Here is a 24,601-nt window from a genome sequence, read left to right on the forward strand (position 1 = left end):
TTGTGGAGAAACTCATCAGAGAAAAAATTTCTTCTTTGCTATCTAATGAAGAGGAAGTACTCAGTGTTGAACAGCTGGGAGGCATGACCAATCAAAACTATTTGGTTAAAACAACCAACAAACAGTATATTGTGAAATTTTTTGGTAAAGGGACTGAAAAACTCATCAATCGTCAAAATGAAAAGTACAATCTTGAACTTTTAGAGGATTTAGATTTAGATGTCAAAAATTATCTTTTTGATATTGAGTCAGGGATTAAAGTAAATGAGTACATCGAATCAGCAGTAACTCTTGATTCAACATCAATCAAGTCCAAGTTTGAAAAGATTGCACCAATTTTACAAACCATCCATGCTTCAGGGAAAGAATTAAGAGGAGAGTTTGCTCCTTTTGAGGAAATCAGCAAATATGAATCCTTGATTGAGGGAGCTATCCCTTATGAAAACTATGAAGCTGTAAGAAAAGATGTATTTTCACTAGAAAAGAGATTGGCTGATTTGGGTGTTGATAGAAAATCCTGTCATATCGATTTGGTACCAGAAAACTTTATCGAGTCACCACAAGGTCGTTTGTATTTGATTGACTGGGAATACTCTTCTATGAATGACCCGATGTGGGATTTGGCAGCTCTTTTCTTAGAGTCTGAATTTACAAAGCAAGAGGAAGATGATTTCCTTTCCTACTATGAAAGTGACAAAACGCCTGTATCACGTGAGAAGATTCGTATCTATAAAATCTTGCAAGATACTATCTGGAGTTTGTGGACAGTGTACAAAGAAGCTCAAGGAGCTGATTTTGGAGATTATGGTATCAACCGTTACCAAAGAGCTGTCGAAGGTTTGACTTATTATGGAGGTTAGGATGAAGAATAAAAATGGTGTTTCCTTTGGTCTGCTCTCTGGTATCTTCTGGGGATTAGGTCTAACGATTAGTGCTTATATCTTTTCAATTTTTACAAATCTTTCGCCTTTTGTGGTGGCTGCTGCTCATGATTTCTTGAGTATCTTTATCTTGTTAGCTTTTCTTTTGGTAAAAGAAGGAAAAGTTCGCCTCTCGATTTTCTTAAATATTCGAAATGTAAGTGTAATTATCGGAGCTTTACTAGCAGGACCAATAGGCATGCAGGCCAATCTTTATGCGGTTAAATATATCGGTAGTTCTCTAGCTTCATCTGTATCGGCTATTTACCCAGCAATTTCAGTTTTGCTCGCCTTCTTCATTTTGAAACACAAGGTTTCAAAGAATACAGTATTCGGTGTTTTCTTGATTATTGCAGCGATCATTGCTCAGACTTACAAGGTTGAACAAGTAAACTCGTTTTACATTGGGATTCTTTGTGCCCTTATCTGTGCCATTGCCTGGGGGAGTGAAAGTGTTCTTAGTTCCTACGCCATGGAAAGTGAATTAAGTGAAATTGAAGCCTTGTTAATCCGACAAGTAACCTCATTCTTGTCCTATCTTGTGATTGTGCTCTTTTCTCACCATTCATTTGCAGAAGTGGCAGATGGGCAATTATTCGGCCTCTTGATTGTCTTTGCGGCCTTTGATATGATTTCCTACTTAGCTTATTATATCGCTATTAATCGTTTGCAACCTGCGAAAGCAACAGGTTTGAATGTGAGCTATGTAGTTTGGACTGTCTTATTTGCAGCTATTTTCTTAGGTGCACCGCTAGATATGCTGACAATTATCACTTCACTTATTGTTATGGCTGGTGTTTATATTATTATTAAAGAATAAAGGAGATTCATGTGAAAGCGATTATTTTAGCAGCGGGATTAGGAACTCGTCTGCGCCCTATGACTGAAAATACCCCAAAAGCTTTGGTTAAGGTTAATCAAAAACCTTTGGTAGAATACCAAATCGAGTTTTTGAAAGAGAGAGGAATTGATGAGATTATCATCGTTGTCGGTTACCTCAAAGAACAATTTGACTACCTAAAAGAAAAATATGGTGTCCGTTTAGTCTTTAACGACAAGTATGCTGATTACAATAACTTTTACTCACTTTATCTAGTAAAAGAAGATTTGGCTAACAGCTACGTCATCGATGCAGATAACTATCTTTTCAAAAATATGTTTAGAAACGATCTCAAACGTTCTACCTATTTCAGCGTTTATCGTGAAGACTGTACGAACGAGTGGTTCTTGGTTTATGGTGATGACTATAAGGTTCAAGACATCATTGTTGACAGCAAAGCTGGTCGCATTTTGAGTGGGGTTTCATTCTGGGATGCTCCAACTGCAGAGAAGATTGTTGGCTTTATTGACAAAGCATATGCAAGTGGTGAATTTGTAGATCTCTACTGGGACAACATGGTTAAGGATAATATCAAAGAATTAGATGTGTATGTTGAAGAATTAGAAGACAATAGCATTTATGAAATTGATAGTGTAAAAGATTACCATAAGTTAGAAGAGATTTTATCTACTATTGAGTAAGGAAAGAGAAGAAGGCTTGAGCCTTCTTTTTTTGTAGATTTTAAAATAGAAATGTTTGATATTGATTATATTCTTTAAACAAAACAAAAATTACAAAAAAATGAACAAAATAAAACAAAAAAATATTGACAACGATTTCATATAGTGTTATACTTATACCATAAAAGATAATTGAAAGAAGGGAAAAGGTTATGGGATTAGATCATTTCTTTGACAAAAACCTGGTGTTTTGCTTAGAAGCGGATAATCAAGAACAACTGTTTAATCAGGTGGCAACCTTATTGGAAGAACGAGAAATCGTTACTCCAACTTATCGTGAAGCCTTGATCGCGCGTGAGAAGTCATTTCCAACTGGCTTAGATATGGAATTTTTGGGGAAAGATCTACCAAATGTTGCGATTCCTCATACAGATATTGTCCATAATCTAGCTGAGAAAGTAGTGGTTGTTCGATTAGAAAAACCAGTAACTTTTCACAATATGATTGCTCCTGATAGAGAGGTTGAAGTTTCACTGCTCTTCTTTATCATTAACAATTCAAGTTCAAGTCAAACGAATATTCTGGCTCAGTTGATGGATTTCTTTACAGGGAAGGATCATCTAGAAGATCTATCAAAAATTTCTGAACCAGAAAAACTTTATGCTTATATTGCTGAAGCAACAGCTTAATCTTGTCTATTAAAATATAAAATCGGAGGAAATCCAAATGATTAAAATTCTTGCTGCCTGCGGTGCAGGTGTTAACTCAAGTCACCAAATTAAAAGTGCTCTAGAAGAAGAACTATCAAATCGTGGTTATGATGTTCACTGTGATGCAGTCATGGTGAAAGATGTAAACGAAGACCTTATCAAGGGATACGATATCTTCACGCCAATCGCTGCAACTGACCTTGGTTTTGAACCAGGAATTCCAGTAATTGAAGCTGGACCAATCTTGTTCCGTATTCCAGCGATGAGTGCTCCAGTATTTGACAATATTGAAGCAGCTATCAAAGAACATGGACTAAGCTAATTTATCCTTTATCTTGTTAACATTCATATAACTTAGAAAAACGGGAGGAACTATTATGGATGTCATTATCAATCTGGCCAACGATATCTTCAAACCTATCTTGGCTATGGGTGGCCCTATCATCATGCTGATCATTTTGACAGTATTGGCCCTACTTTTTGGAGTGAAATTCTCCAAAGCGCTTGAAGGTGGTATCAAACTTGCCATCGCTCTTACTGGTATCGGTGCTATTATCGGTATGCTCAACGGAGCTTTCTCAGCATCACTTGCGAAATTCGTTGAAAACACTGGTATTCAATTGAACATCACTGACGTTGGTTGGGCACCACTTGCTACCATCACTTGGGGATCTGCCTGGACACTTTACTTCTTGCTTGTGATGTTGATTGTCAACGTTGTGATGCTTGCAATGAAGAAAACAGACACACTTGACGTTGATATCTTCGATATCTGGCACTTGTCAATCACTGGTCTTTTGATTAAATGGTACGCAGACAACAATGGAGTTAGCCAAGGGGTTTCACTTTTCATCGCAACTGCAGCAGTTGTCCTTGTAGGTGTTTTGAAAATCATCAACTCTGACCTGATGAAACCAACATTCGACGACCTTCTTAACGCACCAAGTTCATCTCCAATGACTTCAACTCACATGAACTACATGATGAACCCAGTTATCATGGTTTTGGATAAGATTTTTGATAAAGTATTGCCTGGTCTTGATAAATACGACTTTGACGCTGCTAAATTGAACAAAAAAATCGGTTTCTGGGGATCTAAATTCTTCATCGGTTTCATCCTTGGTATCGTTATCGGTTTGATGGGAACTCCACATCCAGTTGCTGGAGTAGAAGAAGCAGCATCTTGGGAACTTGTTATTAAAGGTTGGTTGAGCCTTGGTTTGACAGCCGGTGTCTCCTTGGAGCTCTTCTCACTTATCGGATCTTGGTTCATTGCAGCCGTAGAACCACTTTCACAAGGTATTACAAACGTTGCTACTAAACGTCTCCAAGGACGTAAATTCAACATCGGTCTTGACTGGCCTTTCATCGCTGGTCGTGCTGAAATCTGGGCTTGTGCCAACGTACTTGCTCCAATCATGCTAGTAGAAGCTGTACTTCTTTCTAAAGTCGGAAATGGTATCTTGCCACTTGCAGGTATCATCGCAATGGGTGTAACTCCAGCTCTCTTGGTTGTTACTCGTGGTAAATTGCTCCGTATGATCATCTTCGGAACTCTCTTGTTGCCACTCTTCCTTCTATCAGGTACACTTATTGCACCATTTGCAACTGAACTTGCTAAAGGTGTAGGTGCCTTCCCAGAAGGTGTGAGTCAAACTCAATTGATTACTCACTCAACTCTTGAAGGACCAATCGAAAAACTTCTTGGTTGGGCAATTGGTAATGCCACAACAGGTGATATCAAAGCAATCCTTGGCGCAGTAGTATTCCTTGTATTCTATGTAGGTATCTTTGCTTGGTATAGAAAACAAATGATTAAACGTAATGAAGAATACGCAGCAAATGCTAAATAATTCGCTCCTATAAAATGTAAATTGTGAAAACTAGGTTGTCAGTTTCCTAATAGGGAGTGACAGCCTAGTTTTTTATAAACTATCAAGAAATCGGAGAAAATAATGGTAATTGAAATAAAATCAGAGCAATTGACGGTCCAATTTAAAACTTTTGGTGGTGCCTTGTCGTCGATCAGGGATCGAGATGGCGTTGAGTACTTATGGCAAGGAGATGCCACCTATTGGAGTGGGCAAGCTCCAGTACTTTTCCCAATCTGTGGCTCTTTAAGAGAAGATACAGCCTTATACAGTTATGCAGATGGAACGGAGACGAAAGGAAACATTCCTCGTCATGGTTTGGTTCGCAAAAAAGAATTTGACTTGGTTGATCAAACAGAAAACAGCGTAACCTTTGCTATCGAAGATGATGAGAATACTTATCAAAACTATCCTTATCATTTCCGCCTTGAAATCACTTATAAGGTTACTGGCAAGACAGTTCGTACTCAATACAAAGTCTTTAATAAAGAAACCAATAAAGTAATGCCATTCTTTATAGGAGGACATCCAGGCTTTAATTGTCCTCTGCTAGATGGCGAAACTTATGAAGATTACTATTTAGAGTTTGAGAAAGAAGAGACTTGCTCTGTTCCGCGTCCATTCCCAGAAACAGGTATGTTGGATTTTCAAGATAGAAGTCCATGGCTAGATGGGCAAAAAGAATTGGACCTTAGCTATGATTTGTTTAGCACAGATGCAGTGACTTTGGATGAGTTGCAATCCAGAACAATTGCCCTTCGTTCTCGTAAGCATGAGAAGGGATTAAAAGTACACTTCCAAGAGTTCTCAAATCTCATCATTTGGTCAACTTTGAATAAGGGACCTTTCATCGCTTTTGAACCCTGGTCAGGCTTATCAACTTCACTTGAAGAAGGAGATCATCTAGAAGATAAGAAGAATGTTCGGCTCTTGGAACCAGGCCAATTCGATCAGATTGGCTTTGATATTGAAATCTTTTAGATTAAAAAATAAAACACAAAAACAAACATTAGGTGTTGACTTTTTCTAAAAATAGGAGTATATTATGTTTGTAAACAACAAATGATGTTTATAACAAACAAAAAATCACTTGTTATATTCTCTTTCGAGGAGAAAGTTTGTTTCTAGGAACTTGATTTCCTGGACTTGGATAAGGTGTTATTCATCTCATTCAATCAAATTTGTCAATAAACTGCTAGAAAATCTTTTGTAGGTAAACTGCTAGCTATAAAAGTCTTTACTAGCCTAGAATAATAAAAAGGAGTAAACAATATGTCTATTGTTATCGGTGCAGATGCTGCAGGTTTGAGATTGAAAGAAGTTGTGAAAGACTTCTTGGAAAAAGAAAACTTCCACGTTGTGGATGTTACAGCTGAAGGTCAAGACTTTGTTGATGTGACTCTTGCTGTTGCTGCAGAAGTAAACAAAGAAGAACAAAATCTTGGTATCGTGATTGATGCTTATGGGGCTGGTCCATTCATGGTCGCAACTAAAATCAAAGGAATGGTTGCTGCAGAAGTTTCAGATGAACGTTCAGCTTATATGACTCGTGGTCACAACAACTCACGTATGATCACTATGGGTGCAGAAATCGTTGGTGATGAATTGGCTAAGAACATTGCTAAAGGTTTTGTTAACGGTAAATACGACGGTGGACGTCACCAAATTCGTGTGGATATGTTGAACAAAATGTGCTAATTAGATTACAGTAAGAAAGGTAAGTTAAAAATGAGAATTGCAATTGGATGTGACCACATCGTAACAGATGAAAAAATGGCGGTTTCAGAATTTTTGAAATCAAAAGGATATGAAGTCATCGACTTTGGTACCTATGACCACACACGTACTCACTACCCAATCTTTGGTAAAAAAGTTGGTGAAGCCGTTACAAGCGGTCAAGCTGATCTTGGGGTATGTATCTGTGGTACTGGTGTTGGTATCAACAACGCTGTAAATAAAGTTCCAGGAGTTCGTTCTGCCTTGGTTCGTGATATGACAACAGCTCTTTATGCAAAAGAACAATTGAATGCCAACGTTATTGGTTTTGGTGGTAAAATCACTGGTGAATTGCTCATGTGCGACATCATTGAAGCTTTCATCAATGCTGAATACAAACCATCAGAAGAAAACAAAAAATTGATTGCGAAAATTGAGCACGTTGAAACTCACAATGCTCATCAAGCAGATGCAAACTTCTTTACAGAATTCCTTGAAAAATGGGATCGCGGTGAATACCACGACTAAGAGGTGACGCATGATTTTAACAGTCACAATGAATCCATCCATTGATATTTCTTATCCTTTGGATGAATTAAAAATTGACACTGTCAACCGTGTGGTGGACGTGACCAAGACAGCTGGTGGTAAAGGTCTCAATGTTACACGAGTTCTTTCAGAATTTGGTGATTCTGTTGCTGCTACTGGTTTGGTCGGTGGTAAACTTGGTGAGTTTTTAGTAGAGCATATTGACGATAAAGTAACGAAACGTTTCTTCTCCATTCAAGGAGAGACTCGTAACTGTATCGCTATTCTACACGGTGAAAACCAAACAGAAATCCTTGAAAAAGGTCCCGAAGTTCTTGAACAAGAAGGGCAAGATTTCTTGGTTCATTTCGAAAATCTTCTTGACACTGTGGAAGTAGTTGCTATCTCTGGTAGTCTGCCAGCAGGTCTTCCAGTTGATTACTATGCGAGCTTAGTAGAACTTGCTAATCGCGCAGGAAAACCAGTTGTTCTGGATTGCTCAGGTGCTGCCCTTCAGGAGGTTCTTGAATCACCACATAAACCAACAGTAATCAAACCAAATAACGAAGAATTGTCTCAGCTTCTTGGGAAAGAAGTTTCTGAGGATTTGGATGAATTAAAAGAAGTTCTTCAAGAGCCTTTATTTGCAGGGATTGAGTGGATAATTGTTTCACTTGGTGCAAATGGTGCTTTTGCAAAACATGGTGATACTTTCTACAAGGTAGATATTCCTAGAATTCAGGTAGTCAATCCTGTCGGGTCTGGAGATTCTACTGTTGCAGGAATTTCTTCAGGTCTTCTTCACAAAGAATCAGATGCAGAACTCCTCATCAAGGCAAATGTCCTTGGTATGCTCAATGCTCAAGAAAAAATGACTGGTCATGTCAACATGACCAACTATCAAGCTCTATATGATCAATTAATAGTAAAAGAGGTATAAAATGGCTTTAACAGAACAAAAACGTGCACGCTTAGAAAAACTTTCAGATGAAAATGGAATCATTTCAGCTCTTGCCTTTGACCAACGTGGTGCTTTGAAACGCCTCATGGCTCAATACCAAACGGAAGAGCCAACAGTAGCTCAAATGGAAGAACTCAAAGTCTTGGTTGCAGATGAATTGACTAAATACGCTTCTTCTATGCTTCTTGACCCAGAGTATGGACTTCCAGCTACAAAAGCGCTTGATCCAAATGCTGGTCTTCTCCTTGCTTATGAGAAAACTGGTTACGATACAACAAGCACCAAACGCTTGCCTGACTGCTTGGATGTTTGGTCTGCAAAACGTATCAAGGAGCAAGGTGCAGACGCTGTGAAGTTCTTGCTTTACTATGACGTAGACAGCGCTGACGAACTCAACCAAGAAAAACAAGCCTACATCGAACGTATTGGTTCTGAGTGTGTGGCTGAAGATATCCCATTCTTCCTTGAAATCCTCGCTTACGATGAAAAAATTGCTGACGCAGGTTCTGCAGAATACGCCAAAGTAAAACCACACAAGGTTATTGGTGCTATGAAGGTCTTCTCAGACCCACGCTTTAACATCGATGTCTTGAAAGTAGAAGTTCCTGTTAACATTAAATATGTTGAAGGCTTCGCTGAAGGTGAAGTAGTATATACACGTGAAGAAGCTGCAGCCTTCTTCAAAGCACAAGATGAAGCGACTAACTTGCCATACATCTACTTGAGTGCTGGTGTATCAGCTAAACTTTTCCAAGATACTCTTGTATTTGCTCATGAATCAGGCGCAAACTTCAACGGAGTTCTTTGTGGCCGTGCTACATGGGCTGGATCAGTTGAAGCCTACATCAAAGACGGTGAAGCAGCAGCTCGTGAGTGGTTGCGTACAACTGGATTTGAGAACATTGACGAACTCAACAAGGTTCTTCAAACAACAGCGACTTCATGGAAAGAACGCGTGTAAAATCTTTCTCCTAGTTTAGGAACATGAATCTAAAAAAATTTTTAAAAAAAGTTACATGTAAAGGTTTACAAAATAACTTACTTGTGCTATACTTAAATCACAAGTTAATACAAGGTGAGTGTTACTAAGTAATATTAGGCATGATCACAGGTGGATTAGAAATCAAAGGATTTTCTAGTTCATTTGTGGTCATTTTTTGTACTTATATACCTTTAATATATAAAAGGAGGTTGACATGTATCGAATTCTAAATCCAATGAATCACAATGTTTCACTTGTCAGAAATGATAAAGGAGAAGAGGTGATTGTAATTGGTAAAGGGATTACATTTGGAAAGAAGAAGGGGGATTTGATTGCTGAAAATCAGGTTGAGAAAATTTTTCGGATGAAGACCGAAGAGTCCAGAGAAAACTTTATGGCTCTTCTCAAAGATGTTCCGCTTGATTTTATCACAGTGACCTACGAGATCATTGATAATCTTTCTAAGAAATATCACTATCCGATTCAAGAATATCTCTATGTGACCTTGACAGATCATATTTACTGTTCCTATCAAGCTCTAACACAAGGAAGGTACAAGGATAGCAATCTACCAGATATTTCCACTAAGTATCCTGTCGCTTTTCAAATCGCAAAGGAAGCCTTTGAAATCTATCGTCAGAAGTTGACAGATCATTTCCCTGAGGATGAAATTATTCGGATTGCTTATCATTTCATCAATGCCGAAGGTGAAAATGAAGTGGAACTTGTGGAGTCGATTGATAAGAGGAAAGAAATTCTCAGGAATGTCGAAGAAGTGCTAAAGGGTTATGCAATTCAACGAACCAAAGAGAATAATCATTTCTATGATCGTTTTATGATTCATTTGAATTATTTCTTGGATTATTTAGACAGATCTAGAGATGATAACCAATCACTTCTGGATATGGAAGATCATATTAAACAATCCTATCCAAAAGCGTTCGAGATTGGTTCCAAGATCTATGATGTGATTACGCAACATACGGGTCTTGATCTGTATAAAAGTGAACGAGTTTATCTAGTTCTACATATCCAACGTTTATTGTCATAAAAATTTAATTAAAAATACATAAGGAGAATTCTATCATGAATAGAGAAGAAGTAACATTGTTAGGTTTTGAAATCGTAGCCTATGCTGGCGATGCTCGTTCAAAACTATTGGAAGCCTTGAAGGCTGCTGAAGCTGGCGATTTTGCGAAAGCAGATAGCTTAGTCGAGGAAGCTGGTTCTTGCATTGCAGAGGCTCACCACGCGCAAACAAGTCTATTAACTAAGGAAGCTTCAGGTGAGGACTTAGCTTATAGTGTAACCATGATGCATGGCCAAGACCACTTGATGACAACTATCTTGTTAAAAGATTTGATGCACCATTTAATCGAACTCTATAAGAGAGGAGTTAAGTAATGAATAAATTAATTGCATTTATTGAGAAAGGAAAACCTTTCTTTGAGAAATTATCTCGTAATATCTATCTTCGTGCTATTCGTGATGGTTTCATTGCAGGTATGCCTGTTATTCTCTTCTCAAGTATCTTTATCTTGATTGCTTTTGTACCAAACTCATGGGGCTTTAAATGGTCTGATGATGTTGTTAATCTCCTCATGAAACCTTATAGCTATTCAATGGGGATTCTAGCTCTCTTGGTAGCTGGTACAACAGCTAAGTCATTGACCGACTCAGTAAACCGTAGCATGGAGAAAACCAATCAAATCAACTATATGTCAACACTTTTGGCAGCAATTGTTGGTTTGTTGATGTTGGCAGCTGATCCTATCGAAAATGGCCTAGCTACTGGATTCTTGGGGACAAAAGGTTTGCTTTCAGCCTTCCTTGCTGCCTTTGTTACTGTAGCCATCTATAAGGTTTGTGTTAAGAACAACGTCACTATTCGTATGCCTGACGAAGTTCCACCAAATATCTCACAAGTATTTAAAGATGTGATTCCATTCACTCTATCAGTGGTTTCTCTTTATGCTCTTGATTTACTAGCTCGTCATTTTGTTGGTGCAAGCGTAGCTGAATCAATCGGTAAATTCTTTGCACCATTATTCTCTGCTGCTGATGGTTATCTAGGTATTACGATTATCTTTGGTGCCTTTGCCTTCTTCTGGTTTGTTGGTATCCACGGTCCTTCAATCGTCGAGCCAGCAATCGCAGCTATTACCTATGCAAATGCTGAAGTCAACTTGAACCTTCTCCAACAAGGGATGCACGCTGACAAGATCCTTACTTCTGGTACACAAATGTTTATCGTTACCATGGGTGGTACTGGTGCGACACTGGTTGTTCCATTCATGTTCATGTGGTTGACCAAATCGAAACGAAACCGTGCAATCGGACGTGCGTCAGTAGTACCAACCTTCTTCGGTGTGAACGAACCAATCCTGTTTGGTGCTCCGCTAGTCTTGAACCCAATCTTCTTTATTCCATTCATCTTTGCTCCAATCGCAAACGTATGGATCTTTAAATTCTTCATTGAAACGCTCGGCATGAACTCATTTACTGCCAACCTTCCTTGGACAACACCAGGTCCGCTCGGTATTGTTCTCGGTACAAACTTCCAAGTTCTATCGTTCATCCTTGCTGCCCTTCTAATCGTTGTTGACATTGTCATTTACTATCCATTCCTTAAAGTCTATGATGAACAAATCCTTGAAGAAGAGCGTTCTGGTAAAGTTAATGATGAATTAAAAGAAAAAGTAGCTGCAAACTTCAATACTGCCAAAGCAGATGCTATTCTTGAAAAAGCAGGTGTAGAAGCAGCGCAAAACACAATCACAGAAGAAACAAATGTTCTCGTTCTCTGTGCAGGAGGAGGTACAAGTGGTCTTCTTGCAAATGCTCTAAACAAGGCAGCTGCAGAGTACAAAGTTCCTGTTAAAGCAGCAGCTGGTGGCTATGGTGCTCACCGTGAAATGTTGCCTGAGTTTGATCTGGTCATCCTTGCTCCTCAAGTTGCTTCAAACTTTGAAGACATGAAGGCCGAAACCGACAAACTTGGTATCAAACTTGCCAAGACAGAAGGTGGCCAATACATTAAATTGACTCGCGATGGAAAAGGCGCTCTTGCCTTTGTTCAAGCGCAGTTCGAAGAATAAAATGTAAATAGCGAAGAAGTGAGATGGAGGAACTCCTCCCAACTATACCCCCATCTCATTTCTATTTCTTGAAAGGTGAATCAAATGACAAAAACACTTCCAAAAGACTTTATTTTTGGCGGAGCAACAGCCGCCTATCAAGCAGAAGGTGCGACCAATACCGATGGTAAAGGACCAGTTGCCTGGGACAAATACCTCAAAGATAACTACTGGTACACTGCTGAACCAGCCAGTGATTTCTATCACAAATACCCAGTTGACCTCAAACTAGCAGAAGAGTATGGTGTCAATGGTATCCGTATTTCAATCGCTTGGTCACGTATCTTTCCAACTGGTTATGGGAAGGTTAATGACAAGGGGGTTGAGTTCTATCATAATCTATTTGCAGAATGTCACAAACGGCATGTTGAGCCCTTTGTAACTCTTCATCACTTTGATACACCCGAGGCGCTTCATTCAAACGGAGATTTCCTGAACAGAGAAAACATTGATCACTTTGTGGATTATGCGGCCTTCTGTTTTGAAGAATTTCCTGAAGTTAACTTTTGGACAACCTTTAATGAAATTGGGCCGATAGGAGATGGTCAATACTTGGTTGGGAAATTCCCTCCAGGTATTCAGTACGACCTTGCCAAAGTCTTCCAATCTCATCACAATATGATGGTGTCGCATGCACGCGCGGTAAAATTGTACAAAGAGAAAAGCTATAAAGGGGAAATTGGTGTTGTTCATGCCCTGCCTACTAAGTATCCTCTGGATCCAGATAATCCAGCAGATGTTTGTGCAGCCGAGTTAGAAGATATCATTCACAATAAATTTATTTTGGATGCGACTTATCTAGGACGATATTCCGAAGAAACCATGGAAGGCGTCAACCATATTTTATCCGTCAACGGTGGAAGCTTAGATCTGCGTGAAGAAGACTTCGCCGTGCTAGAAGCTGCAAAAGACTTGAATGACTTCCTCGGCATTAACTACTACATGAGTGATTGGATGCAAGCCTTTGACGGAGAGACGGAAATCATCCACAATGGAAAAGGTGAAAAAGGAAGTTCTAAATATCAGATTAAGGGAGTTGGACGTCGAGTGGCGCCTGACTATGTCCCACGTACGGACTGGGACTGGATTATCTATCCTAAAGGTTTGTATGATCAAATCATGCGCGTGAAGAAAGATTACCCAAATTACAAGAAAATCTACATCACAGAGAATGGTCTCGGATACAAAGATGAGTTTGTGGATGGAACAGTCTACGATGATGGACGGATTGATTATGTTAAGAAACATATGGAAGTGATTGCAGATGCAATCTCTGATGGAGCCAATGTCAAAGGCTACTTTATCTGGTCTCTGATGGATGTCTTTTCTTGGTCAAATGGTTACGAAAAGCGTTACGGCCTCTTCTATGTTGATTTTGAAACCCAGGAGCGCTATCCAAAGAAATCAGCTCACTGGTACAAGAAACTAGCTGAGACACAACTTATTGATTAAAATTCAACAAAAATTCCCCGCCAAAAGGCAGGGGAATTTTTATGGTTTTGATAAAAGAATGGTTGTTTGTTTCGACAGATCTTCAAATGTCTCCTGACTCAGTTTGGAATCTGAAACGATGGTATCAATCTCTGAGATATTGTAAAAAGTGTAAAAATCAAACTTATTAAACTTACTGTGGTCTGCCAGTAAGTATTTTTTATTGGCATTATTCAGGGCGATTCGTTGTACCTCGCCCTCTTCTTCACTGAAAGTAGCAATTGCCTTATCCTTAATACCATTACAGCTAACAAATGCCTTAGAAAACTGAAGGTTTGTCAAATCCTGTAAGGTAAGTGTCCCTACAAAAGCACCAGTGATAGAGCGATAATTTCCGCCAATCAAGATCAAATCTGTTAGTTTTCGTTCGTTTAGGATGAGAAAAACTGGAAGACTGTTTGTTACAACACGAATATTATCGATAGGGAGCTCACGAGCAAAACATTCTAAGGTTGTTCCTGGTCCGATAAAAATGGTTTCACCTTCGTCAATCAAATGACCTGCAAAACGGCTAATTTCTTGTTTTTCAGCAATCTGCAAGCCTTGTTTTTCGACGTTTGAGCGTTCGTTGTTTAAGAGAGAACCTGTACGAAGTTTTTCAGCACCACCATGCACACGAACCAGCAAATCCTTATCTGCCAATTCTTGTAAGTAGCGACGAGCAGTCATATCTGATACATCAAGACTCTCCATAATCTCTTTTACAGTAATGGTTCCTTTAGTATTCACTGTTTCTAAAATACTATCTAGCTTTTCTTGCTTTAGCATCCTTATCACCTCGATTTCTACTATTATTATCTTACCATAAAACGCTCAATCAATCAAATAGAAAAAAACAAAATAAAACAAAAACAAAAACATCATGGCTGTTTTAAACAGACCATGATATTTTGAATGATTGGTCAAATTAGTCTAAACCGTAGTTGTAATCCTCGTCTTGCATGGCTTCAACTTCACCAAGGAGGTAACCATTTCCGACTTGAGAGAAGAAGTCGTGGTTAGAAGTTCCTGTTGAAATACCGTTCATGACGATAGGATTGACATCATCAGCTGAATCTGGGAAGAGAGGATCTTGTCCTAGGTTCATAAGGGCCTTATTGGCATTGTAACGAAGGAAGGTTTTAACTTCTTCGGTCCAACCAACACCGTCATAGAGACTTTCAGTATAGCCCTCTTCGTTCTCGTAGAGGGTATAGAGCAGATCGTACATCCATTCTTTAAGTTTTTCTTGCTCTTCTTCAGGCAATTCATTGAAACCAAGTTGGAATTTGTAACCAATGTAAGTTCCGTGAACAGACTCATCACGGATGATTAGTTTAATGATTTCCGCAACGTTGGCCAGTTTGTTGTTACCGAGATAGTAGAGTGGTGTAAAGAAACCAGAGTAGAAGAGGAAGGTTTCAAGGAAAACGCTGGCAACTTTCTTTTCTAGTGGGCTACCATTGAGATAGATTTCATTGATAATTTCCGCTTTTCTTTGTAGGTAGGGATTAGTGTTGGTCCATTCAAAGATTTCTTCAATTTCAGCCTTGGTATTCAAGGTTGAAAAGATAGAAGAATAAGATTTTGCATGGACAGATTCCATAAATTGGATGTTGTTAAAAACAGCTTCCTCATGCGGTGTACGGATGTCAGAACGAAGAGCCTGAACCCCTGTTTCAGATTGCATGGTATCAAGAAGCGTTAAACCACCAAAGACTTTTCCTACCAAGTCCTTTTCCTTGTTTGATAGTTTTCTCCAGTCATCAAGGTCATTTGACAAGGGAATACGCGTATCGAGCCAGAATTGCTCCGTTAGCTTTTCCCAAGTTGATTTGTCGATGACATCTTCGATGGCATTCCAGTTAATGGCTTTGTAGTAAGTTTCCATTTGAAATCTCTTTCTGTATGTAATAATGCGATTGTCGAATCATCTCTATTTTATCATAGTCTGAGAAGAGTATCGCACAAAAAGTCGGAAGCCCGACTTTTTAGTTTTTCATGGTATTTAAGATACTTATCAAGTTTTGTCTGGCGGGTAACTTAATCAGTAGTCTGAGAAAATGTAGTTTCCTCAAGCAAAAATTAAATCACACAGCTTTCACATTGGTTAGCACCAACTTCCCCACCGTCGTCTGTAAAGGTACGGACGTAGTAGATAGACTTGATACCCTTGTTAAAGGCATAGTTACGAAGAATAGACAAGTCACGTGTCGTTTGTTTGTTTTCTTTCTTCCATTCGTAAAGACCTTTTGGAATGTCGCTACGCATGAAGAGAGTGAGTGAAAGCCCTTGATCCACGTGTTCAGTTGCAGCAGCGTAAACATCAATCACCTTACGCATATCCATGTCGTAGGCAGAAGTGTAGTAAGGGATAGTATCTGTTGACAAACCTGCGGCAGGGTAGTAGATCTTACCAATTTTCTTTTCCTGACGTTCTTCGATACGTTGCGTAATCGGGTGGATAGAAGCAGAAACATCGTTGATGTAGCTGATAGAACCATTTGGAGCAACAGCTAGACGGTTTTGGTGGTAAAGTCCATCTGCTTGAACCTTTTCGCGAAGTTCAGCCCAATCAGCAGCACTTGGGATAAAGACATCTTTGAAGAGTTCTTTAACACGGCCTGATTTTGGAACAAATTCGCCTGTCACATACTTGTCAAAGTAGCTACCGTTAGCATAGTCTGATTTTTCAAAGTTGTGGAAGGTGATACCACGTTCGCGTGCGATATTGTTTGATTCCACCAAGGTCCAGTAGTTCATAAGCATAAAGTAGATGCTTGTAAATTCAATTGACTCAGGTGATCCGTACTCAATCAGTTGTTGGGCAAGGTAACTATGAAGTCCCATGGCACCAAGGCCAAAGGTGTGAGCCAAACTGTTTCCGTGGTCGATAGTAGGGACAGCTACGATGTGTGAACTATCTGTAACGAAAGTAAGGGCACGAACCATCGCGCGAATAGAACGACCAAAGTCAGGTGAAGTCATCATGTTGACCACGTTGGTTGATCCAAGGTTACATGAAACGTCTGTTCCCATTTGAAGGAATTCTTGAGCATCGTTGATCAAGCTTGGTTTTTGAACTTGAAGAATCTCAGAACACAAGTTACTCATGATAATCTTACCATCTACTGGATTAGCACGGTTGGCTGTATCAATGTTGACTACATAAGGGTAACCAGATTCTTGTTGCAATTTAGAGATTTCAGTTTCCAAATCACGCGCCTTGATTTTTGTCTTGCGGATATTTGGATTTGCGACTAATTCATCGTATTTTTCAGTGATGTCGATGTAGTTGAATGGTACACCGTACTCAAGCTCTACAGAGTAAGGGCTAAAGAGATACATTTCTTCATTTTTACGAGCTAATTCGTAGAATTTATCTGGTACCACAACTCCAAGTGAGAGGGTCTTAACACGAACCTTTTCATCGGCATTTTCTTTCTTAGTTGAAAGGAAAGCGATGATATCTGGGTGAAAGACGTTGAGGTAGACAACCCCGGCACCTTGACGTTGCCCGAGTTGGTTTGAGTAAGAGAAGCTGTCTTCAAAAAGCTTCATAACTGGTACGACACCAGAAGCAGCACCTTCATAACCTTTGATAGGAGCTCCAGCTTCACGAAGGTTGCTGAGGGAAATTCCCACACCACCACCGATACGTGAAAGTTGAAGAGCAGAGTTGATAGAACGTCCGATAGAGTTCATGTCATCAGTTACTTGAATCAAGAAACAAGAGACCAACTCCCCACGACGAGCACGGCCTGCGTTCAAAAAGGAAGGAGTAGCTGGTTGGTAGCGTTGGTGGATGATTTCATTGGCAATATCAGTCGCGATCGCTTCATCCCCGTCAGCAAAGTAAAGTGCATTAAAGAAGACACGGTCTTCCATACTTTCAAGGTAATATTCACCGTCATTAGTCTTCAAGGCGTACTGGTTGTAAAACTTATAGGCTGCCATGAATGATTTGAATTGGAAGTTTTGGTCTTTGATGAATTGATGCAGTTCTTCCAAAAACTCTGGACGGTACTTCTTGAGAAATGCAGTTTCAATATAGTTATGTTCAATAAGGTAGTTGATTTTATCAGTAATTGAATCAAAAACCATAGTGTTTGGAACTACATTTTCTTTAAAGAAGGCATCCAAGGCTTCTTTATCTTTATGAAGCATGATTTGTCCATTGACAGGACGGTTGATTTCGTTATTGAGACGGAAGTAAGTCACGTCCTCAAGATGTTTTAATCCCATAAAATTTCCTTTATCTAATTACAAAAGAAAGGCCTCTAAGTTAGCCCTAGAAGCAATCTCTTCTGGATGATGTACTAAGATTATGCTAATTGTTTCAGTTTTCCTGGTTGGAAACCTGAAAAGACTTCAGTTGGTGTTTGGATAACAGGAGCAGCGCTGAAACCAAGCTCTTTAACTTGATCTATGTACTCTGGTTGCTCGTCGAGATTGATCTCACGATAAGCGACATTGTTGCTGTCCAAGAAACGTTTGGTCATCTTACATTGGACGCAGTTATTTTTAGAATAAACGGTTACCATTTTCGTAACTCCTCTTTCAAAATAGATTACTTTCTTAGTATATCAGAAAAAAAAACTTTGTCAAACTTTTTAAACTAAATCTTGTGCTAAAAAGTTACAGTTTTGAAATCAAAACACAAGATATAGTGTTTTTTGAAACATAAATTTTGACTTCCGTTGAACTGTCAAACTTTCTCAAAATAAAAAAACTACATACTGTATATTGGCAATATAAATAGAAGATTTTCAGCAAGTTATCAGAAAGGAAAACGAAGAAAATCCATAAAATACTTGAAAAATTATCTAGAAGGTGATATAATACAGTCTTGTAAGGGTTATCACATATAATCCAAAAAAGAAATAACTAAAGGAGAGTCAAACTATGGCTTCTAAAGATTTCCACGTAGTGGCAGAAACAGGTATTCACGCACGTCCAGCAACATTGTTGGTTCAAACAGCTAGCAAATTTGCTTCAGATATCACTCTTGAATACAAAGGTAAATCAGTAAACCTTAAATCTATCATGGGTGTTATGAGTCTTGGTGTTGGCCAAGGTGCTGACGTTACAATTTCAGCTGAAGGTGCAGATGCTGACGACGCAATCGCTGCTATCACTGAAACTATGGAAAAAGAAGGATTGGCATAAGGAAAATGACAGAAATGCTTAAAGGAATCGCAGCATCAGACGGTGTTGCAGTTGCAAAAGCATATCTACTCGTTCAACCGGATTTGTCATTTGAGACTATTACAGTCGAAGATACAAACGCAGAAGAAGCTCGCCTTGATGCCGCTCTAAAAGCATCACAAGACGAGCTTTCTGTTATTCGTGAGAAAGCAGTAGGTACGCTCGGTGAAGAAGCTGCTCAAGTTTTTGACGCTCACTTAATGGTTCTTGCTGACCCAGAAATGATCAGCCAAATTAAGGAAACAATCCGTGCGAAGAAAGTGAATGCAGAAGCAGGTCTGAAAGAAGTGACAGACATGTTTATCACTATCTTTGAAGGTATGGAAGACAACCCATACATGCAAGAACGTGCAGCGGATATCCGCGACGTGACGAAACGTGTATTGGCAAATCTCCTTGGTAAGAAATTGCCAAACCCAGCTTCTATCAATGAAGAAGTGATCGTGATTGCGCATGACTTGACTCCTTCAGATACAGCTCAATTGGACAAAAACTTTGTAAAAGCTTTTGTAACCAACATCGGTGGACGTACGAGCCACTCAGCTATCATGGCGCGTACACTTGAAATAGCTGCAGTATTGGGTACAAACAACATCACTGAAATTGTTAAAGATGGTGATATCCTTGCTGTTAACGGTATCACTGGTGAAGTGATTATCAACCCAACTGATGAGCAAGCGGCAGAATTCAAGGCAGCTGGTGAAGCTTATGCGAAACAAAAAGCTGAATGGGCTCTCTTGAAAGATGCTAAGACAGTAACTGCTGATGGTAAACACTTTGAATTGGCTGCTAACATCGGTACTCCAAAAGACGTTGAAGGTGTCAATGTCAACGGTGCCGAAGCTGTTGGTCTTTACCGTACAGAGTTCTTGTACATGGATTCTCAAGACTTCCCAACAGAAGACGAGCAGTACGAAGCATACAAAGCTGTACTTGAAGGAATGAACGGTAAGCCTGTTGTTGTTCGTACAATGGATATCGGTGGAGATAAGGAACTTCCTTACTTCGATATGCCTCATGAAATGAACCCATTCCTTGGATTCCGTGCCCTTCGTATCTCTATTTCTGAAACTGGAGATGCTATGTTCCGCACACAAATCCGTGCTCTTCTTCGTGCGTCTGTACACGGTCAATTGCGTATCATGTTCCCGATGGTTGCGCTCTTGAAAGAATTCCGTGCAGCGAAGGCAGTCTTTGACGAAGAAAAAGCAAACCTTCTTGCTGAAGGTGTTGCAGTTGCGGATAATATCCAAGTTGGTATCATGATCGAAATCCCAGCAGCAGCAATGCTTGCAGACCAATTTGCAAAAGAAGTTGACTTCTTCTCAATTGGTACAAACGACTTGATCCAATACACAATGGCAGCAGACCGTATGAATGAGCAAGTTTCATACCTTTACCAACCATATAACCCATCAATCCTACGTTTGATTAACAACGTTATCAAAGCAGCTCACGCTGAAGGTAAATGGGCAGGTATGTGTGGTGAGATGGCTGGTGACCAAAAAGCTGTTCCACTTCTTGTCGGAATGGGCTTAGATGAGTTCTCTATGTCAGCAACATCTGTCCTTCGTACACGTAGCTTGATGAAGAAACTCGACACAGCTAAGATGGAAGAGTACGCAAACCGTGCCCTTACAGAATGCTCAACAATGGAAGAAGTTCTTGAACTTCAAAAAGAATACGTTGACTTTGATTAATTGAAAGGTCCTTGCAACTCAGTTGCAGGGATTTTTTGTTTTAAAAATTTGGTGATTGATTTTCAATATAGGATTCTCAAATCAGACTGTTCAGATAGAAGATAGTGTAGAAAACAAAAAAATCATTAACTGGTTCATAAAATTCTTGACAAGTTGAAAATTTAGGAGTAAACTATTAACCAGTTAACTTTTAGAGAGGAGTTTCTGCAATTTAGAAATGAATTGCAACTAGAAATATCAAAAAGAAAGAGAGTTTCGATGAAAATTAATAAAAAATACCTTGCTGCTTCTGCGGCAGCTTTAATTTTAAGTGTTTGCTCTTACGAGTTGGGACTGTATCAAGCCAGAACGGTCAAAGAAAATAACCGTGTGTCTTACGTTGATGGAAAACAGGCTGTGCAAAAAACAGAGAATCTGACTCCTGATGAGGTCAGCAAAAAAGAAGGCATCAATGCCGAACAAATCGTCATCAAGATTACAGACCAGGGATATGTCACTTCACACGGTGACCACTATCATTATTACAATGGTAAGGTTCCTTACGACGCTATCATCAGTGAAGAGTTGCTGATGAAGGATCCAAACTATACACTAAAAGATGAGGATATTGTCAGTGAAATCAAGGGTGGTTATGTCATCAAGGTAGATGGGAAATACTATGTCTACCTTAAGGATGCGGCCCATGCGGATAATGTCCGTACGAAAGAAGAAATCAATCGACAAAAACAAGAGCATAGTCAGCATCGTGAAGGAGGAACTTCAGCAAACGATGGTGCGGTAGCCTTGGCACGTTCACAGGGACGCTACACCACAGATGATGGTTATATCTTTAATGCCTCTGATATCATTGAGGATACTGGTGATGCTTATATCGTCCCTCATGGGAACCATTACCATTACATTCCTAAGAGTGAGTTATCAGCCAGCGAATTGGCTGCAGCAGAAGCCTTCCTATCTGGTAGAAGTGGTCAATCAAATACGCCTACTTATCGCCGTACCAATAACAACAGTGCTAGCAGCGATGTAGATAGATGGACCCCATCCTATAATAATCAAGGCAACAGCTATAGCTATACGAACACAACCAACAACAGCAACACTAACAGTCAAGTCAATCAAAGTGATGAGGATATTGATGGCCTTCTGAAACAACTTTATGCCTTGCCACTCAGTCGACGACACGTAGAATCTGATGGCCTTGTTTTTGACCCAGCGCAGATTACAAGTCGAACAGCCAGAGGAGTTGCTGTGCCTCATGGAAACCATTACCATTTCATCCCTTACGAACAAATGTCTGAATTGGAAGAACGAATCGCTCGCATCATCCCACTTCGCTATCGTTCGAACCATTGGGTGCCGGATTCAAGACCAGAACAACCAAGTCCACAACCGACTCCGCAACCTGCACCAAATCCTCAACCAGCTCCAAGCAATCCAATTGACGAAAAATTGGTCAAACAGGCGGTTAGAAAAGTAGCTGATGGCTATGTATTTGAGGAGAATGGAATCTCACGTTATATTCCTGCCAAGGAACTTTCAGCAGAAACAGCAGCAGCCATTGATGGTAAACTAGCCAAGCAAGAAAGTTTAGTTCATAAGCTAGGAGTTAAGAAAACAAACCTCTCGTCTAGTGATCGAGGATTTTACAATAAGGCTTATGATTTACTAGCAAAAATTCATCAAGACTTACTTGATAATAGAGGGCGCCAAGCTGATTTTGATGCATTAGATAAACTGTTGGAACGTCTCAATGATGCCTCAAGTGATAAAGTCCAGTTGGTGGATGATATCTTGGCCTTTCTGGCGCCGATTCGTCATCCAGAGCGTCTAGGAAAACCAAATGCGCAAATTACCTACACTGATGATGAGATTCAGGTAGCCAAGTTGGCAGGCAAGTATACAACAGAAGATGGCTATATCTTTGATCCTCATGATATCACCAGTGATGAGGGGGATGCATATGTAACTCCGCATATGACCCATAGTCATTGGATTAAGAAAGATAGTTTGTCTGAAGCCGAAAGAGCGGCAGCCCAGGCTTATGCTAAAGAGAAAGGTTTGACTCCTCCTTCAACAGACCATCAGAATCCAGGAAATACTGAAGCTAAAGGAGCAGAAGCTATCTACAACCGCGTGAAAGCAGCTAAGAAGGTGCCGCTTGATCGTATGCCTTACAATCTCCAACATACCGTGGAAGTTAAAAACGGTAGTTTAATCATTCCTCATTATGATCATTACCATAACATCAAATTTGAGTGGTTTGACGAAGGACTTTATGAGGCACCTAAGGGTTATAGTCTAGAGGATCTCTTTGCGACTGTCAAGTACTATGTCGAACATCCAAACGAACGTCCGCATTCAGATAGTGGTTGGGGAAATGCAAGTGACCATGTTCAAAGAAACCAAAACGGTCAAGCTGATACCAATCAAACGGAAAAACCATCAGAGGAGAAACCTCGGACAGACAAACCTGAGGAAGAAAAACCTCGCGAAGAGAAGCCTCAAAGTGAGAAACCAGAATCTCCAAAACCAACTGAGAAGCCGGAGGAAGAATCACCAGAGGAACCAGAAGAACCTCAGGTCGAGACTGAAAAGGTTGAAGCGAAGTTGAGAGAGGCTGAAGAGCTACTTGCAAAGATCCAAGACCCCATTATCAAGTCCAATGCCAAAGAAACTCTCACTGGCTTAAAAAATAACCTGCTATTTGGTGCTCAGGATAACAATACCATTATGGCTGAAGCTGAAAAGTTGTTGGCTTTATTAAAGGAGAGCAAGTAAAGGTAGTAGCATTTTCTAGATCCTAAAAACAGGATAGGAGAACTAGAAAAGTTAAAATCGAAAATGAGAACAGAATGTAAGTTCTAGTTCTCATTTTTTTCATGAAAATATGTAAAATATCTTGACATATAGTGTAAATAAAGATAAACTATTTACTAGTTAATTGAATGGTTAAATACTAGTTAAGGAGTAACAATGAAAAAAAGAACATTTCTATTATTAGTGGTAGGTCTCTTGGTTCTTGTCTTAGGAGCATGTAGTCAAAAAGAAAAACAAGAAGCAAAAGGAATGAAGATTGTAACAAGTTTTTACCCAATCTATGCCATGGTCAAAGAGGTATCAGGTGACTTGAATGACGTACGGATGATTCAGTCAAGTAGTGGGATTCACTCCTTTGAACCGTCAGCAAATGACATTGCTGCTATCTATGACGCGGATGTCTTTGTCTACCATTCTCATACGCTCGAATCTTGGGCGGGAAGTCTAGATCCAAACTTAAAAAACTCAAAAGTTAAGGTTTTAGAAGCTTCTGAAGGAATGACGTTGGAGCGTGTACCAGGTTTGGAAGATGTTGAAGCTGGTGACGGCATCGATGAAAAAACACTCTACGACCCTCACACTTGGTTAGATCCAGAAAAAGCAGGTGAAGAGGCACAGATTATTGCAGACAAACTTTCGGAACTTGATAGTGCCAATAAGGAAACGTATCAAAAGAATGCTAAAAACTTTATTACTAAATCCCAAGAATTGACTAAGAAGTACCAGCCTATTTTTGAAAAAGCGAGTCAAAAGACCTTTGTTACGCAACACACAGCCTTTTCTTATCTCGCTAAACGGTTTGGATTGAAACAACTTGGTATAGCAGGGATTTCCCCTGAACAAGAGCCAAGTCCGAGACAGTTGACAGAAATCCAAGAATTTGTCAAAACTTATAATGTCAAAACCATCTTTACTGAGAGCAATGCGTCCTCTAAAGTTGCTGAAACCTTAGTCAAATCAACAGGAGTTAGTCTGAAAACTCTCAATCCTTTGGAAGCAGACCCTGAAAATGACAAAACTTACTTAGAAAATCTAGAAGAAAATATGAATGTTCTTGCAGAAGAATTAAAATGAGGAGATT

General features: G+C 39.6%; 23 protein-coding genes. 19 read left to right on the plus strand and 4 right to left on the minus strand.

Translation table 11 applies throughout. The features are described from left to right. Positions 1–2 precede the first annotated feature (2 nt). From HMPREF1518_RS03495 to lacG, 15 genes are all read left to right on the plus strand, one after another. Positions 3–860, plus strand: coding sequence for a phosphotransferase family protein (locus tag HMPREF1518_RS03495; protein ID WP_000413106.1), 858 nt, complete (start codon positions 3–5; stop codon positions 858–860). Between the two features lies 1 nt (position 861). After that, a complete protein-coding gene (locus HMPREF1518_RS03500; protein WP_000791835.1) occupies positions 862–1,740 on the plus strand; it encodes a DMT family transporter in 879 nt (292 codons plus the stop codon). A gap of 11 nt (positions 1,741–1,751) precedes the next feature. After that, positions 1,752–2,441: a sugar phosphate nucleotidyltransferase gene (locus HMPREF1518_RS03505; protein ID WP_000643949.1), complete on the plus strand. Its 690-nt coding sequence runs from the start codon at positions 1,752–1,754 to the stop codon at positions 2,439–2,441. A gap of 191 nt (positions 2,442–2,632) precedes the next feature. Then, positions 2,633–3,109, plus strand: coding sequence for a PTS sugar transporter subunit IIA (locus tag HMPREF1518_RS03510; protein WP_000521983.1), 477 nt, complete (start codon positions 2,633–2,635; stop codon positions 3,107–3,109). Between the two features lie 37 nt (positions 3,110–3,146). Beyond that, the gene (locus HMPREF1518_RS03515; protein WP_000590551.1) at positions 3,147–3,452 is read left to right on the plus strand and encodes a PTS sugar transporter subunit IIB; all 306 of its coding nucleotides are present in this window, start codon (positions 3,147–3,149) and stop codon (positions 3,450–3,452) included. 55 nt (positions 3,453–3,507) lie between these two features. Next, entirely contained in the window at positions 3,508–4,983 is a 1,476-nt protein-coding gene (locus HMPREF1518_RS03520) for a PTS galactitol transporter subunit IIC (protein WP_000382526.1), read from the plus strand. A gap of 102 nt (positions 4,984–5,085) precedes the next feature. Beyond that, positions 5,086–5,982, plus strand: coding sequence for an aldose 1-epimerase family protein (locus HMPREF1518_RS10595; protein WP_000234165.1), 897 nt, complete (start codon positions 5,086–5,088; stop codon positions 5,980–5,982). Positions 5,983–6,273: 291 nt separating this feature from the next. Continuing rightward, positions 6,274–6,699 (plus strand): galactose-6-phosphate isomerase subunit LacA, encoded by a 426-nt coding sequence (lacA, locus tag HMPREF1518_RS03530; protein ID WP_000029276.1) that lies wholly within the window; start codon positions 6,274–6,276, stop codon positions 6,697–6,699. Positions 6,700–6,729: 30 nt separating this feature from the next. After that, the gene (gene lacB, locus HMPREF1518_RS03535) at positions 6,730–7,245 is read left to right on the plus strand and encodes a galactose-6-phosphate isomerase subunit LacB (RefSeq protein ID WP_001216921.1); all 516 of its coding nucleotides are present in this window, start codon (positions 6,730–6,732) and stop codon (positions 7,243–7,245) included. Between the two features lie 10 nt (positions 7,246–7,255). Continuing rightward, a complete protein-coding gene (locus tag HMPREF1518_RS03540; RefSeq protein WP_000604257.1) occupies positions 7,256–8,185 on the plus strand; it encodes a tagatose-6-phosphate kinase in 930 nt (309 codons plus the stop codon). A 1-nt stretch (position 8,186) separates the two neighbouring features. Beyond that, positions 8,187–9,167, plus strand: coding sequence for a tagatose-bisphosphate aldolase (gene lacD, locus HMPREF1518_RS03545; protein WP_001229129.1), 981 nt, complete (start codon positions 8,187–8,189; stop codon positions 9,165–9,167). Positions 9,168–9,402: 235 nt separating this feature from the next. Further along, on the plus strand, positions 9,403–10,239 hold the full coding sequence (locus HMPREF1518_RS03550; protein ID WP_000285741.1) for a PRD domain-containing protein: 837 nt from the start codon (positions 9,403–9,405) through the stop codon (positions 10,237–10,239). Between the two features lie 35 nt (positions 10,240–10,274). Then, positions 10,275–10,592 (plus strand): PTS lactose/cellobiose transporter subunit IIA, encoded by a 318-nt coding sequence (locus tag HMPREF1518_RS03555; protein ID WP_001078324.1) that lies wholly within the window; start codon positions 10,275–10,277, stop codon positions 10,590–10,592. Continuing rightward, on the plus strand, positions 10,592–12,286 hold the full coding sequence (locus tag HMPREF1518_RS03560; protein WP_001037312.1) for a lactose-specific PTS transporter subunit EIIC: 1,695 nt from the start codon (positions 10,592–10,594) through the stop codon (positions 12,284–12,286). Before HMPREF1518_RS03555 ends, HMPREF1518_RS03560 begins: the two co-directional genes overlap by 1 nt. An 84-nt stretch (positions 12,287–12,370) precedes the next feature. After that, positions 12,371–13,777 (plus strand): 6-phospho-beta-galactosidase, encoded by a 1,407-nt coding sequence (gene lacG, locus HMPREF1518_RS03565; protein WP_033584177.1) that lies wholly within the window; start codon positions 12,371–12,373, stop codon positions 13,775–13,777. Positions 13,778–13,816: 39 nt separating this feature from the next. On the opposite strand, the gene HMPREF1518_RS03570 is transcribed toward lacG, so the two are convergent. The 4 genes from HMPREF1518_RS03570 to nrdH form a co-directional block, all read right to left on the minus strand. Then, positions 13,817–14,584 (minus strand): DeoR/GlpR family DNA-binding transcription regulator, encoded by a 768-nt coding sequence (locus HMPREF1518_RS03570; RefSeq protein WP_000917592.1) that lies wholly within the window; start codon positions 14,582–14,584, stop codon positions 13,817–13,819. Positions 14,585–14,723: 139 nt separating this feature from the next. Beyond that, the gene (gene nrdF / locus HMPREF1518_RS03575) at positions 14,724–15,686 is read right to left on the minus strand and encodes a class 1b ribonucleoside-diphosphate reductase subunit beta (protein ID WP_000451378.1); all 963 of its coding nucleotides are present in this window, start codon (positions 15,684–15,686) and stop codon (positions 14,724–14,726) included. A 194-nt stretch (positions 15,687–15,880) separates the two neighbouring features. Next, entirely contained in the window at positions 15,881–18,040 is a 2,160-nt protein-coding gene (gene nrdE, locus HMPREF1518_RS03580) for a class 1b ribonucleoside-diphosphate reductase subunit alpha (protein ID WP_033584179.1), read from the minus strand. Positions 18,041–18,120: 80 nt separating this feature from the next. Continuing rightward, complete coding sequence (gene nrdH, locus HMPREF1518_RS03585) at positions 18,121–18,339, minus strand: glutaredoxin-like protein NrdH (RefSeq protein WP_000259240.1); 219 nt, start codon at positions 18,337–18,339, stop codon at positions 18,121–18,123. Between the two features lie 361 nt (positions 18,340–18,700). Here nrdH and HMPREF1518_RS03590 point away from each other — a divergent pair, with 361 nt between their 5' ends. The 4 genes from HMPREF1518_RS03590 (at position 18,701) to HMPREF1518_RS03605 (ending at position 24,594) form a co-directional block, all read left to right on the plus strand. Continuing rightward, positions 18,701–18,964 carry a phosphocarrier protein HPr gene (locus HMPREF1518_RS03590; protein WP_000146948.1) on the plus strand — a complete coding sequence of 88 codons (264 nt, stop codon included), beginning with the start codon at positions 18,701–18,703 and terminating at the stop codon, positions 18,962–18,964. A gap of 5 nt (positions 18,965–18,969) precedes the next feature. After that, positions 18,970–20,703: a phosphoenolpyruvate--protein phosphotransferase gene (ptsP, locus tag HMPREF1518_RS03595; RefSeq protein ID WP_000138125.1), complete on the plus strand. Its 1,734-nt coding sequence runs from the start codon at positions 18,970–18,972 to the stop codon at positions 20,701–20,703. Positions 20,704–20,961: 258 nt separating this feature from the next. Beyond that, positions 20,962–23,481, plus strand: a complete 2,520-nt coding sequence (locus HMPREF1518_RS03600) for a pneumococcal-type histidine triad protein (RefSeq protein WP_033584182.1) — start codon at positions 20,962–20,964, stop codon at positions 23,479–23,481. Between the two features lie 195 nt (positions 23,482–23,676). Next, the gene (locus HMPREF1518_RS03605) at positions 23,677–24,594 is read left to right on the plus strand and encodes a metal ABC transporter substrate-binding protein (protein WP_033584184.1); all 918 of its coding nucleotides are present in this window, start codon (positions 23,677–23,679) and stop codon (positions 24,592–24,594) included. Positions 24,595–24,601: the final 7 nt, after the last annotated feature.

Source organism: Streptococcus sp. SR1, assembly GCF_000526075.1.
In the GTDB taxonomy this organism is placed as follows: Bacteria; Bacillota; Bacilli; order Lactobacillales; family Streptococcaceae; genus Streptococcus; species Streptococcus halitosis.